The 13,431-nt window shown below is 51.7% G+C and carries 14 protein-coding genes; 3 read left to right on the forward strand and 11 right to left on the reverse strand.

Translation table 11 applies throughout. The features are described 5' to 3' along the window. Positions 1 to 30: 30 nt before the first annotated feature. A complete protein-coding gene (locus D3P09_RS03875) occupies positions 31 to 681 on the reverse strand; it encodes an RsfA family transcriptional regulator (RefSeq protein ID WP_120107358.1) in 651 nt (216 codons plus the stop codon). Positions 682 to 947: 266 nt separating this feature from the next. Between D3P09_RS03875 and D3P09_RS03880 the strand changes: the two genes are divergently transcribed. After that, positions 948 to 1,184: a DUF2626 domain-containing protein gene (locus D3P09_RS03880; RefSeq protein ID WP_119798306.1), complete on the forward strand. Its 237-nt coding sequence runs from the start codon at positions 948 to 950 to the stop codon at positions 1,182 to 1,184. 64 nt (positions 1,185 to 1,248) lie between these two features. Here the strand turns inward: D3P09_RS03880 and D3P09_RS03885 are convergent, their stop codons facing one another. Further along, complete coding sequence (locus tag D3P09_RS03885; RefSeq protein ID WP_120107360.1) at positions 1,249 to 2,421, reverse strand: class I SAM-dependent methyltransferase; 1,173 nt, start codon at positions 2,419 to 2,421, stop codon at positions 1,249 to 1,251. Positions 2,422 to 2,773: 352 nt separating this feature from the next. Here D3P09_RS03885 and D3P09_RS03890 point away from each other — a divergent pair, with 352 nt between their 5' ends. Continuing rightward, positions 2,774 to 3,874, forward strand: a complete 1,101-nt coding sequence (locus D3P09_RS03890) for a coiled-coil domain-containing protein (RefSeq protein ID WP_120107362.1) — start codon at positions 2,774 to 2,776, stop codon at positions 3,872 to 3,874. 538 nt (positions 3,875 to 4,412) lie between these two features. On the opposite strand, the gene D3P09_RS03895 is transcribed toward D3P09_RS03890, so the two are convergent. Both D3P09_RS03895 and D3P09_RS03900 read right to left on the reverse strand, forming a co-directional pair. Further along, a complete protein-coding gene (locus D3P09_RS03895; protein WP_120107364.1) occupies positions 4,413 to 5,729 on the reverse strand; it encodes an ABC transporter substrate-binding protein in 1,317 nt (438 codons plus the stop codon). Positions 5,730 to 5,950: 221 nt separating this feature from the next. Next, the gene (locus D3P09_RS03900; RefSeq protein WP_120107366.1) at positions 5,951 to 7,282 is read right to left on the reverse strand and encodes a PhoH family protein; all 1,332 of its coding nucleotides are present in this window, start codon (positions 7,280 to 7,282) and stop codon (positions 5,951 to 5,953) included. Positions 7,283 to 7,395: 113 nt separating this feature from the next. Here D3P09_RS03900 and D3P09_RS03905 point away from each other — a divergent pair, with 113 nt between their 5' ends. Further along, on the forward strand, positions 7,396 to 8,019 hold the full coding sequence (locus D3P09_RS03905; protein WP_120107368.1) for a YhcN/YlaJ family sporulation lipoprotein: 624 nt from the start codon (positions 7,396 to 7,398) through the stop codon (positions 8,017 to 8,019). A gap of 49 nt (positions 8,020 to 8,068) precedes the next feature. Here the strand turns inward: D3P09_RS03905 and D3P09_RS27550 are convergent, their stop codons facing one another. The 7 genes from D3P09_RS27550 to D3P09_RS03935 form a co-directional block, all read right to left on the reverse strand. Then, positions 8,069 to 8,212 (reverse strand): hypothetical protein, encoded by a 144-nt coding sequence (locus D3P09_RS27550; RefSeq protein ID WP_165867302.1) that lies wholly within the window; start codon positions 8,210 to 8,212, stop codon positions 8,069 to 8,071. Positions 8,213 to 8,298: 86 nt separating this feature from the next. Beyond that, positions 8,299 to 9,357: an LCP family protein gene (locus tag D3P09_RS03910; protein WP_120107370.1), complete on the reverse strand. Its 1,059-nt coding sequence runs from the start codon at positions 9,355 to 9,357 to the stop codon at positions 8,299 to 8,301. A 10-nt stretch (positions 9,358 to 9,367) separates the two neighbouring features. Continuing rightward, the gene (locus D3P09_RS03915; protein WP_120107372.1) at positions 9,368 to 9,646 is read right to left on the reverse strand and encodes a hypothetical protein; all 279 of its coding nucleotides are present in this window, start codon (positions 9,644 to 9,646) and stop codon (positions 9,368 to 9,370) included. Then, complete coding sequence (locus tag D3P09_RS03920; RefSeq protein WP_120107374.1) at positions 9,643 to 9,954, reverse strand: YlaH-like family protein; 312 nt, start codon at positions 9,952 to 9,954, stop codon at positions 9,643 to 9,645. The genes D3P09_RS03915 and D3P09_RS03920 overlap by 4 nt, the downstream gene beginning before the upstream one ends. A gap of 74 nt (positions 9,955 to 10,028) precedes the next feature. Continuing rightward, a complete protein-coding gene (typA, locus tag D3P09_RS03925; protein WP_120107376.1) occupies positions 10,029 to 11,876 on the reverse strand; it encodes a translational GTPase TypA in 1,848 nt (615 codons plus the stop codon). Positions 11,877 to 11,924: 48 nt separating this feature from the next. Further along, positions 11,925 to 12,410 carry a hypothetical protein gene (locus tag D3P09_RS03930; RefSeq protein ID WP_120107378.1) on the reverse strand — a complete coding sequence of 162 codons (486 nt, stop codon included), beginning with the start codon at positions 12,408 to 12,410 and terminating at the stop codon, positions 11,925 to 11,927. A gap of 226 nt (positions 12,411 to 12,636) precedes the next feature. Continuing rightward, on the reverse strand, positions 12,637 to 13,302 hold the full coding sequence (locus tag D3P09_RS03935) for a TerC family protein (RefSeq protein WP_120107380.1): 666 nt from the start codon (positions 13,300 to 13,302) through the stop codon (positions 12,637 to 12,639). Positions 13,303 to 13,431: the final 129 nt, after the last annotated feature.

Genomic DNA, 13,431 nt, shown 5'->3' on the forward strand with positions numbered 1-13,431 from the left:
GACAGCGGGCTTCCCTAGTATCGCTATGACTTATTCAATCCGTTCCAGATTGCCATTGGCATCCATCTTGAACCTGGGTTTTGCTTCCTCTTCATTGGACAATACGGTGAGCCGGCGGGCGCGATCCATAATTTGAATGAGCGTCTTATAGTCGTCATTCACGGTACGGTAATCTGTCTGTGCGCTGCTTGCTTCCTTCGCCAGTCTCTCATTCTCGCTCCGAAGACGGTAAAGCTCTTCTTCCTTGTCTTTCAAATCCTTCTCGAATAGCTTGATTTGGCGCGACAAATCCTGATAGGTCGTTTTCCAGCTTCTGAGGAAGCGGATGACGGCATCTATCGATATGCCCTCGTCAATAGTGCTTGCATCATGCTTGTAGGTGCGTTCTTCTGTGTCGTATACCGCAAGCGAAGAAACCTGGGATGTTGCCGTTACCGTTTGCTTTTTCAAGTAGTTGCGTTTTTGGCGCTGCTGCTTGGCAATCTGTATGGCATCCTCATAACGCTTGCGAACACAGCTGTTCCAGCGGAAGCCGCATGCGGCGGACGTCCGTCCAATTCTTTCGCCCACTTCTTCGAATGCTGCGAGCTGTGTGCTTCCTTCGCGAATATGGCGTAGAGTTACTTCTGCGAGTATAAGATCATCATCCGGACTCCACGCGTCTTGTCTAACTGCTGTCATGCAATCAAAACCTCCTAACGTAAAAGGCGCTTACTTATCTCTATGCCCTTGGTAGAGTTCATAGAATCTATTGGATACTAAATTGTATAACCAATTTTTTGCGACCTCATACATGATTAGGTTGATTCATGTGCAAACTGTAAATAACAGCTGCAAGTTTAGTCAAAAAGTTTGCCAATTCGTCACGGTTTTAGGTTTACACTCGCAGGGGCAAACGTTATAATGAAGTTTAGAAAAATCGGGGCAGGGTGAAAGGGGGATGTAACATGGCACGCATGTATCGGGTACTTGGCTTCTGGTGCTTAGTCATCGGACTTATGGCTTTTGCTGGTCATATGACGGAATTCGCGCTGCTCTTCTTCGCGCAGGCCGTTGCTTTCGTATTCTTGGGGTACTTGAATTTCTCTGAAAGAACGTACATAATGATGTTCTGGGGTTATATGGCGGTTTCCTTCATCGGATTCACCTACTGGTCAGTCTTTAAGATGAGCTTGCCATTCTAACATCTACAAGAACAAACAAGGCTGTCTGTGCTGCGACAATCGTTCGCATGCAGACAGCCTTTTTCTATTCTTTCTCCAGTATCATGACCTTAAAGCTTTCGCTCATCCCGTCGCTTAGCAGCAATTGCCTCACTGCCCTGTTGCGCCGCGCCTCTTCGCCAAAGGGATCCATGCCGTCATGCACGCCAAGCAGTTCGAAAATACCGTTGTCCAGCAAAAACTGCTTTTGCGTACCATAGTACTGCACCTGGAATCCCGCTTCTTCTGCCGAGGAGCGGATAAATGTAAAGCAGACATGCGCGGTCATATCCCTCTCCCCTGCCTGAAGGAAAGGCGTGTCGCTGGCCCGATGCCGTGAATAGGTCATAAGCGTCCCTTCCATTCGATGCTCTGCCGCGTATTCTTCAGCCTCATGGCCATAATCAATCAGCATCACGCGGTCGCCCTTGTGAAGCATCCGGCCAAGCTGCAGCAGCCAAGCTCGCGCTCCCGGACAAAGCTCCGTTATTTGGCCTTCCCGCAGCTTTATTCCATCCCGCTCCAGCCATTGGGGGAATATTCCGTTCGTGACCGTCATCTCGGTATAGACGAAGCCATGGTCCGGTATGACTCCAACCCCAAGCTCCCTATATTCCCCTCCCCTTCGGACCATCCGGTGGACAGGAAAGGCGTCAAGCAGCTCATTAGCCATGAGCAGGAGCGGAGCTTTGCTTGTTGAACACGCCAGCTTAGCGGCATACTCACTGGATGTGTAGATACGCGGCGGTGCATCCGGCAAGCCTGCTTCATGGTAAGACTGCATCATTTTCGCACGGTGGCCAGGATGATCGTCTATGAGTGATTGGCTAAATCGGCTTTCCCAATGAGGCGTTAAATTGCGCAGCGACACTGCGATTCCAGCAGAAAGCCGCCCCGTACCGGCCCCCCATTCGGCAAGACCAATAGGGATTCCTAGCGCTGATTGGAACTTCAAAGCGTACCTGGCCAACATCTCCGACATAACGCTGCCGATCGCTGAGCTCGTATAGAAGTCTCCTTCTTTTCCCACTCTTGCTTCACCTGACCGGTAATAACCATAGCTCTCGTCATACAAGCAAGCTTCCATATAGTCGTAAAAAGTAATGCACGGCAGAAGTGTGACTTTCTGGTTAGCTGCAATGCCCCATCCCTGCTGGGGAGAGCGGCTGATCCTCTCTGCGATTTGAAGAGCTAGCGGAGTATCCGGAAAACTGGCCATAGCTCGTTTCACCCTTTTCCAAATGTAAGATATAATAGACTAGGCTGCCGCATAAACTAGTTGGTGAGCTTGGACTTGCGAAGCAAGGTTTGCTTCGCATACCTTTAAGTAGCGCTAACAAGGCAGGTTTGCTTCGCAAACCTTAGTAACGCTTTCGAAGTGAGGTTTGCTTCGCAAACCTTAGTAACGCTTTCGAAGTGAGGTTTGCTTCGCAAACCTTAGTAACGCTTTCGAAGTGAGGTTTGCTTCGCAAACCTTAGTAACGCTTTCGAAGTGAGGTTTGCTTCGCAAACCTTAGTAACGCTTTCGAAGTGAGGTTTGCTTCGCAAACCTTTTAGGAAGGAGGATGACGTTGACTGAAATTAGCATCCGAAGGCGAATCGCAGCCGCCCTGCTGGCTTCGCTGCTGTGCGCATTCATCGTGATCCGGCTTCCTGTACTCGCCGAAGAAGGGGACAAGTCCCCCGACGATCTGCACTCGCTTTTGGAAAAAAGCTTATCTGTCGTTGAGATCGACAAGGAGATCGCCCGAATTCAGCAAGAGAAGGATGCTCTGCTCCTCACTATGACAGATACGGAGAAGCAACTAGCCGATCAGGAGCTTGCCATAGACGGTAAACGGAAGCAAGCTGGCAATGTATTGCGGGCCTATTATATGGGAGAGCGGGACATGCTGTACTTATCTTTGCTAAAAACGGATTCGTGGACGAAGTTTTTTACATTGCTGGACTATATTGATATTATCGTCTCGCAAGACAAGCATACCTTGAATGCTTACATCGGGCAATATCGGGATATGCAGGACCGCTATGCCGTGCTTGAAGGCAAGCAGGCCGAGCTAGTTGCCATTGAAGACAAATTAAAGCTGCAGCGGGAGAGAGTGTTAGCGCTGGAATCCCAGCTGGAAGGCGAATTGGCCGGACGATCGGACAGCGACCGCATTCGCCTGTTGATCGAGCAGCTCACAAACTTCTGGGAATCTGCCGGCTTGAAGGAAGTCCGTGCCTACTTCGAGGCGTTGTCGAAGTCTATGGGCAAGCTGCCTGGCTGGATACAGGACAACAAAGAACTGATGGAGATCAAAGGTCTCCAGTATACGATTCGAGTGCCTGAAGATAAGCTCAATGAGTTTTTGCGCGAGCAAGACAAGCGGTTTAATGACCTCACCTTCAAATTTGAGGATGACTCCATAACCGCCTATGGCAAACGGGACAATATCGAAATCAGTATCTCGGGCCATTATAGCCTGATTCAAGAGCCGCGCAACGGACTGCTCTTCCACGTCGACGAACTGCTGTTCAACGGTTTCACGCTCCCGGACACCACACGCAAAGCGCTTGAGGACGAATTTGATCTCGGCTTCTACCCTGGACTTATTACTTCATTCCTCAAAGCCAAGTCTGTCGAAATCAAAGACGGCGAACTGATCATTAAGCTGAGCGTTACTTTGTAGCAGGTTGGTTGCGGTGCCGGAAATATAATGTTAGTTTGCTTGGCACAGGGCCGTGGAAAGTTGGTTGAGGGTTCGCTCAGAGTGCGAATTAGTGGTTACTTGGCTATTTGCGACACGGTTGGTTGTGATATGGATGGGAAGAGGAATGTTGAGCTGTTAAAAAATCATGAAAAAGCGCAGGTTCTTGGCTATGTTAGCCGCCGAACCTGCGCTTTTGATTGTATTAAAGTAATCTACATGCTCACGTGTACCATAACCAATCTATTGTAAGCATACGGAAAGTAACTATGGATCTTATTGGGCTTACAGCTGCTTCGGCGGCTTGCCCAAGTGACTGAAGCCGTGTTTTGCGGCTTACAGCCCTCCACCCCCACGATCACGCACCTGTGAGCCGACTTTCTCGGCTTACAGCCTCCAACTCCACGCTCACGCGACTGCAAGCCGGGTTTCGCGGTTTACAACTCCCAAATGCTCGCTATCGCTCCCGCAAAGCCGACTTCCTCGGCTTACAGCTCCCCTAATGCCCTCTCCGCGCAGCCTATTCGTCCGAATCTGCCGCGGTCACCGCTTGCACGAAGGCGTCCAAGCGGCTGGGATCCCCGGCCGCGGCTCTCCATGCGCCGGACCAGTCCCTCCAGCGCTTCGGCCAGTCCGGATCCGGTGTTACGCTGTCGCGATCCGTCACCTTAGCGCTCAGCGCTTCCAGCCACCAATAAGGAGGCGTGTCGCCGGACTTCGTAATCAGCCGCATCTGGTCATACAGGGACGAGCGGACCGGCAGCTTGCCGCCTTCTTCGAAGTCCTTCAAGCTATTGTATGGGCTGGTCATCTCCTGAATCCACAGCATAGCCTCGCTCTCCGCAGAGCTGCCAGAGCTGATCGCGAAGCTGGTTCCGCCCAGCCATGGATAATCAATGTCCTTCTGCTCCACTAACAGCTTGCTGCGGGCCGACTGGCTAAGCCCGTTCAGCTCCTCCCAAGGCATAATAAGCATAAGCAGGCGATGCTTCTCGATTAGCTCGTTCAGCTCAGCCCCCCGGCGGGAAGATACCGAGGCGAGATTGCCCTTCGACTGCAGCCAGGCCAACCGGTCCAGCAGCGTATCCGGCAAAGCCTGCAAATTGATAAGCTCCTCTTTCCCGTTGCTTAAGCGGGCAGACCAAATCAGCAGCTGCTCCATTTCATCTGGACTGAAGTTCACAATAAACCGCTCTTGGCCGGGTTCCAGCGAGACAGACGCGGACGCAATTTTCTCTGCCAGCGATTGAAAAGCCCCCCACTGATCCGGAGGGCCTGACAGGCCTCCTTCTTTCAGCAGCTCCTTGTCCCATGCTACAACATACGGATTAATGCGATAAGGCACAGCCCACATATAACCGTTCCACTTCAGCGTCTCCAGCAGCCGCGGCAGTTGATCGGTCAACACCTCGCCCGCCATCAGACCGTCCACCGGCTTCAGCAAGCCTTTCACTGCAAGCGGAATAATGCCCCCATTGTCGAGCAGCATCACATCGGGCGCCAACCCTTGCTTACTCATGGTCAACAGGTGCTCATACCTGCCGTCACTATCCCGCTCATTGGAAATTTCGACCTGAATATGCGGATAGTCCAGCATAAATCGTTCCGTCCGTTCCACCAGCCGGTCATAATCGGCAGTTGGCAAGGAAACGTTTACATAAAGATCAGTTGATAATTGCGTGATTCGCTGGCCCCCAGCCGGCTCAATCGGCTGAACTCCGTCCGAATGATTCACTCGATTCCAATTCCAGCTCATCGATCGCGAGAAAAACAGCAGCAACAAAGCGGTGAGTAGCAGTGCGCCGACAAAAAGCGGCACATACTTGCGAGGAGACACAGCTTTCTTCCTTTCCGGCTACCTTGGTAGGTATAGAATAGCAGTTTGCAGCAGAGTTGTACAACCCTAATGAGGCAAAAGCATGACGATTTTCCCCTAAAAACGCTTTTCTAGCTCTATAGACAAATCGTATTACCGCATACCCGCAAAAAAAGGTTATCCCGGCTGCCGTAAACAGCGGGATAACCTTTCCGAATCTCAGATTGACCGCAGTGGCCGTACTACAGCAGATCGGCAGCATGCTGCGCAAGCTTGGAGCGTTCCCCCTTCTCCAGTGTCATATGCCCGCTGATGCTCTCTCGTTTGAACTTCTCCACAATATGCGTGAGTCCGTTGCTGACGGAATCCAGATACGGATGGTCGATCTGGCCGGGATCGCCCATGAGCACGATTTTGCTGCCTTCACCCACTCTGGAGACGATCGTTTTCACTTCATGCTTGGTCAGATTTTGCGCCTCGTCGATAATAATGAATTGCCCCGGAATCGAGCGGCCTCTAATATACGTTAAAGCTTCTACTTGAATGCTGCCCATGCCCATCAGTATTTTATCGATATCGCCCGCTTTCTTCGTATCGAACAGAAACTCCAGATTGTCATAGATCGGCTGCATCCACGGGCGCAGCTTCTCCTCCTTCTCGCCGGGCAAATAACCGATGTCCTTGCCCATGGGCACAACCGGCCTTGCGATCAGCAACTTCTTATACTTATGCTCATCCTCGACCTTCAGCAAGCCTGCCGCCAAGGCCAGCAGCGTCTTGCCTGTACCGGCTTTGCCGGACAAGGTCACGAGCGGAATGTCGTCGTTAAGCAGCAATTCCAGCGCCATACGCTGCTGGGCGTTGCGGGCTGTAATCCCCCACACCGGATCATTGCTCAAATATAGCGGCTCCAGCCGCACGCCGTCCTGGCTGACTTTCAGCAGAGCCGACTTGGAGGTGCCCATCTCATCGCGCAGAATGACGAACTCGTTCGGGTTAAGCCGATCTCTCAAATTAAGATGGCCTACGCTTAAGAAACGATACGAATAAAACTCATCAATGACGGAGGGGTGTACATGCAGGGTGACGTTGCCCGTATAGAATTCGGAATGATCCACCATACGGTCGGACAAATAATCCTGGGCTTCCAGCCCCAGCACATCGGCTTTGATGCGCACCAGCACATCCTTGCTGACCAAGACGACGCTCCGCTTTTCCTCCGCATTCTCTTGCTCCATTTGATAGTTGAGCGCAACGGCCAAAATCCGGTTGTCATTGGACATTTCGCCGAACATCTCATGCACGCGCACAAAGCTGCGATGATTCAGCTCCACCTTAAGCAAGCCGCCCCCCGGAAGCGCGATTCCTTCATGCAGATGCCCTTGTTCCCTCATCCTGTCGAGCAATCTCGATACCGATCTGGCATTGCGGCCAAGCTCGTCAGCGAGTCTTTTTTTGGAGTCAAGTTCTTCCAGTACGATGGCAGGGATGATGACCTCATTGTCGTCAAAGGCATAGAGCGATTGAGGATCATGGAGCAACACGTTTGTATCGAGCACGAATATTTTTTTCATGAGAACCCTCCCGGCGTCGGATATACTTCCGCATACATAGCGTCAGATGGCAGCGGACACACTAGTATACAAGCGAAACGGCGCGATACACACACGAAAAAGAGGTGGCATACATGTACAAATGGTTATCTGCGGCAATCGTTATAGCGTTACTGGCTACAGGCTGTGGCGCGCGACACGATACATCACCCTCCCCGCAAAATGATCGCCGCTATCAGGCTGCGCAAGACGGCAGCGGCAAGAAGCTCATAGAAAATCGCAGCGAAGTGGAGGCACATCTGGAAGAGCTGGCCAAAGGCGTGAGCGGCGTAGAGAATGCTCACTGCGTCATTGTAGGCAATACCGCAATAGTAGGCATTGATGTCGACGGCACCTTAGAGCGTTCGCGTGTCGGCACGATCAAATATTCGGTGGCTGAGGCGTTCCGCCATGACGAATACGGCGTTGACGCCTTCGTCACAGCCGACGTCGATATTGCCAACCGCCTGGCGGAGATCGGCAACGACATCCGCAATGGACATCCGTTCTCCGGCTTTGCTGAAGAGCTTGCCGACATTATGGGACGTCTCGTTCCCCAGCTCCCGCGCGATATCGTGCCTCCCGACTCGGAGCTCGACGACAGCAACGGGATGACAGAGCCCGAACCGGATCCCGCTCAGGGCCCGGACAACGATGCGGAAGGCGAGGTCCTCGAGCCAAACAGCCTCACCAAGCCTGCGCCGTCACGCTCACGTTAAGAAACGGTAAAGCTGTCCAAAAGACGCAAAAAGCCTAGTGATCAGCTCACTAGGCTTCCTTCATGTGCATGCGCACAGCTCTATACTTGTCCTCATCTTTCCCTTTGGCAACAGAAACAACAGCGAGCCGCCTGCTCCAACCATACATATCGTCAGGATGCGGGTTAACCGCGATTACTGCTGGATTATTCATCCGCATAACCTCCTTCTGAATCGGCCTTCATTCAAAAGCAGCTGCTTAGCTCCTATTATAGCTATAATATTACCGGCAGTCTACGGTCATTCAGCCATTTTTGCCTGGAGGGCGGCTTTCGCCTTCGCAAGACTGGCTTCATCGACATACACATTCGGGCTTTTCCATACGCCATCAAGGGACAAGAACTCAATATCGCTGCTGCGGATCGTATAATACGTTTCGAGCATGCGGGTTATTTCCTGCCTATGCATATCTGCGGAGATGTTTTTGCCTACGGCATCGATGACACTGGTAATCTTCGTAATGCCGCCCATACTGACAAGCTTGTCCAATATCGCGCTCATCACTTCCGCTTGGCGGCGGTTGCGGTCAAAGTCGCTGGACATGTTTTTGCCGTCATTCGATTTGCGGTAGCGGACGAAATCAAGTGCTTCCTTGCCGTCCAGCTCCTGGAACCCAGGCTGCAGATCGATATTCGTGCCGTCGCGGGTATCTCTGTATTTCATGCGCATATCTACATTTACCTCGACCCCGCCTAATGCGTCGACCACATCGGAGAAGCCCTGGAAATTGATCATGGAGGCGTATTTGATATCGATATCAAACAGCTTGCCCATGACCTCCTTAACCATCTTCTTCCCTTCCAGATCAGCCGCCTCTTTGCTCATTCCCTTGTCCCGAGAAGCAACCACATAGCCGTCTGCATAGAAGCGATTGGCCTTACGGCCGCGGTAGTTTTCCACTTCGACATATGTATCGCGGGGAATCGTAACGACTGTCGCCTTTTTGGTGTTCGGGTTAAAGGCCGCAACCATCATCACGTCCGTATTCAAACCTCCGCCGTGGTCACGGGAATCAATCCCCATGAGCACAAAAGCAACCGGCTTTTGCTTGACCGATTCCGTCACAGGAACGGGGGTAGCCTCCGTCTCAGGCAGCGCAATCGTGTCAATGGCATCCGAAGTTTTAAGCGCCACCACAACTATAAGTGCCGCCGCTGTAAGCAGCAGTCCGAATAAAAGAAAAAAGAAAGCCTTTAGCAGCGGATTTCTTTTTTTCTTCTTCTCCTTGCCGGGTTTGGCAGCAGAAGAGCTTTTTCGCGCGCTTGAACGCGGCGGCAATGAGTTCGGTTGTTGGCTCATTCTCTCACCTTCAAGCTTCGTTGTATTTGGGTGTAGCATTAATGTCATGAAGAAGCTGTTCCCCGGCTTCCCGGGGAACCAGCTTGAGTAAAGAACGGCCTTCCTTCATATAACGAACATGCAGCATGGTCTCATCAGACTTCTCGATCTCGAACGACGTCAGACCATGATCATCCCGCAATATTTCTTCAAAAAAAGCAAGCGTGTCGCGCGCAGCCTTATCCTCTTGTCTCGCATCGGCGACTAGCCGGATCTGCAGCCAATTGAACAGCGCGTCCTCCAGTCTCATTGGCCTGACTCCGCTTTGCTCGCTTCCGCCCCGCCTGTCTTGCCTTTCTTCCACTTGTCATACATCTGACGCCCTCTTAGCATTAGCATCATGAGCACAGCAATTCCCATACATTGGATGATAGGAAGCTTGTCGACCTGCATAATCATCAGGACGAACGAGCCGATCGCCATGACGATGTAGACTAGAATTTCTTTAATAATCGGCAGCTTAGCCTGTGGGCGGAATACCGAATTAAAGATATAAATCGTGAAACCCAATATAAGAAGATAGGAAACGAGCTTATGCTCGCTTAACCACTCCTGCATCCTACTTACCTCCTAACGCAAGTTAGCAGTCCTTTCGGATATGCCCGCTTTCGTTGTCGATATTGGCAATCGGCTTATACGCCGGCTTGCGACATTTTGCGATGCTTCTCCGCGCGCTCGCGTTCGCTCTTCACAAGAATCTTCTTGCGCAGGCGAATCGACTTCGGCGTAATTTCGCAATATTCATCATCGTTCAAATATTCCAAAGCTTGCTCCAGGGAGAAGATGACCGGTGTCTTCAGCTTCACCGTATCGTCCTTGCCCGCCGAACGGACGTTGGACAATTGCTTTTCTTTACAAATATTGACGATAATGTCGTTGTCACGATTATGCTCGCCAACGATCATGCCTTCATAAATCTCTGCGCCCGGCTCCAAGAACATCAGGCCGCGGTCTTCAACGCCCAGCATGCCATAGAACGTAGAAGTGCCGTTCTCGCTTGCGACAAGCACGCCTTGATGGCGTCCGCCTACGCTGGCGCCGGCGAGCGGTCCGTAGCTGTCGAACGCATGGTTCATAATGCCGTAACCGCGTGTCAGCGTCAAGAAAGAAGTACGGTAGCCGATCAGGCCGCGAGCCGGAATAATGAATTCCAAGCGCACCTGTCCGTTGCCGTTATTGATCATATTGACCATCTCGGCTTTGCGCGTGCCAAGGCTCTCCATAACAGCGCCCATGCTCTCTTCCGGCACGTCAATCAGCAGGCGCTCGTACGGCTCTTGCTTCATGCCGTCGATTTCCTTCACGATAACCTCCGGCTTGGAAACTTGCAGCTCATAGCCTTCACGGCGCATATTCTCGATCAGAATGCCAAGATGCAGCTCGCCGCGTCCCGATACGACGAATGCGTCCGGGCTCTCCGTCTCATCGACGCGAAGCGCAACGTCTGTCTCCAGCTCTTTGAACAAGCGCTCGCGCAGCTTGCGGGATGTTACCCATTTGCCTTCGCGGCCTGCGAACGGGCTGTTGTTGACAAGGAAGGTCATTTGAAGCGTAGGCTCGTCAATCTTCAGAACCGGAAGCGCTTCAGGACGCTGAGGGTCGGCAATCGTCTCGCCGATATTGATTTCACGAATACCTGCAATCGCAACGATGTCGCCTGCGCCAGCTTCTGCGATTTCGACGCGCTTCAGGCCCTGGAAGCCGAACAGCTTCTCAATTCTCGCCTGCTTCGTCTTGCCGTCGCGGTCAATAACAGCTACAGGCTGACCTTGCTTGATTGTACCGCGGTTGACACGGCCAATCGCAATACGGCCCAGATATTCATTATAGTCAAGAAGGGTTACGAGGAATTGGAGCGGCTCTTCCACATTTTCGGTCGGGGAAGGAATATGGCTCACGATGGTGTCATAGAGCGCCATCATGTTGTCGTCCTGCTTCTCAGGTTCCGGATCCAGGCTGGATGTACCCATCAGCGCCGAAGCGTATACGACCGGGAATTCCAGCTGATCGTCATTCGCCCCCAGTTCAATGAACAGATCAAGAACTTCGTCAATAACTTCAACCGGTCTTGCGTTCGGACGGTCAATCTTGTTCACGACTACGATTGGCGTAAGCTGATGCTCAAGCGCCTTGCGCAGCACGAACTTTGTCTGCGGCATACAGCCTTCGAATGCGTCAACGACCAACAGCACGCCGTCAACCATCTTCATAATCCGCTCAACCTCGCCGCCGAAGTCGGCGTGACCTGGTGTATCCACGATGTTGATCAGATAATTCTTGTACGTAATGGCTGTGTTTTTGGCCAGGATTGTAATGCCGCGTTCCCGTTCCAGATCACCGGAGTCCATCGCACGCTCTTGCACCGATTCATGTTCTCTGAATGTTCCCGATTGTTGAAGCAGCTTGTCAACCAGTGTTGTTTTGCCATGGTCAACGTGAGCGATAATCGCGATGTTGCGTAAGTTCTCTCTTGCTTGCATAAGAAATAATCCACTCCAATTGTTTTTAGATTAACCTTTAAATCTGACCTACCAGCGTTTGCGCGGACCGAACATCATCCAAGCGCCTGCCGCAATGAACAGAGCCGCAATGAGGTAAATTCCCCAGCTCCACATTAGAACAAGCACCAGGAACAGAACGGATGCCGCTGCCAGCGCGATAGACGCCGTGAACACGACGCGCGGCACGGAAGACCCGCCGAACATGTAGTATTCATATAACCCTGCGGCAAAGCCGAAGATGAACATCGGCCATAGATACTTTAAGCTATCCCATCCAAAAATGTTGCAAATGATAAACAGCAGTGCGTATACTACGAGCATTCCGCCGGGAACCAGCATAACGGCCGGAACTACTCTGCCGAAATAGAGCACATGAAGCAGTACCCCGGGAATCAGGACAAGCAGCGGCCAAAAGATCGCTCCCAAAAAGCCGAACACACCTATTTTGCCCAACAAGATAATGACCCCGGCTAACAGCAGGATAATTCCAGCGGAATATTTGTTAGTAGGCATATTCATTCCGCTCCTTACAACATCGATCGTATAGACAGACGAAAGACGCCAGTTTTTTTATCTTTATTAGTTTAATGGAACTGCGGCAAAAAAACCAGTAATCTGTCGAGAGATTCACAAAAAAAAGCAAAACCATGCAAAAAACAGCGATTGCTCGCTGTTCCCGCACAATCCCATCGTCGCAATATTGGGTCGATAACCGGGTTCTAATGTTTCGAGCAGTTCCTTACCGGTACTCCGCCCGTTTTTTCAAAATAGCCAGGATGACGACCAGCGGCACGCAAAGCAGCGGAATCAGCTGATCCAGCGTACCGTTGCCATGGAATACAGAGGCGTGAAGCCCGGGATCCTTCATTAGCATTTCCCCTGCCGCAAAGGCGAGCAGGCCTGCTCCGATATAAGCGAGGAAAGGGAATTTGGCCAACAGCTTTCCCAGCAATTGGCTGCCCCATATAATCATCGGTATGCTCAGCGCAATCCCGAGCAGAATAAGAACGAGGTCACCGTCTGCGACAGCAGCGATCGCCAGCACATTATCAAGACTCATGATAAAATCGGCCGTTACAATGGTCCATACCGCATGACCCAGCGTCGCCGCTCGTTTCACTTGATGGGTATCCGGCATATCACCTGCGTCTCCCAGCAGCTTGACGGCGATGTACAGCAGCAGAATGGCGCCGGCCGCTTGCAAATACGGAATTTGAAGCAATTGCAGCGCTACAACCGTAAGGATGCAGCGCAGTCCCACTGCCGCGAATGCTCCCCACCAGATCGCCTTCTGGCGCTGCCCCGGCGGCAGATGCTGGCTCGCCATCGCGATGACGATTGCATTGTCTCCGCTTAACAATACATTAATTAACGCAATTTGAAGAAAAATAAGTACGCTGTCCACGATCGATCTCCCCTCTCATAACAGGGGTATGAACAAGCTATGGGGAATATGTCCAAAAATCCATCTTCACGAAATTCCTGATTTATTGTAGACTTCAATAAGCAAGCATAGAGATAGAGAGGAGGAAAC

Source organism: Paenibacillus pinisoli (genome assembly GCF_003605435.1).
GTDB lineage: Bacteria > Bacillota > Bacilli > Paenibacillales > Paenibacillaceae > Pristimantibacillus > Pristimantibacillus pinisoli.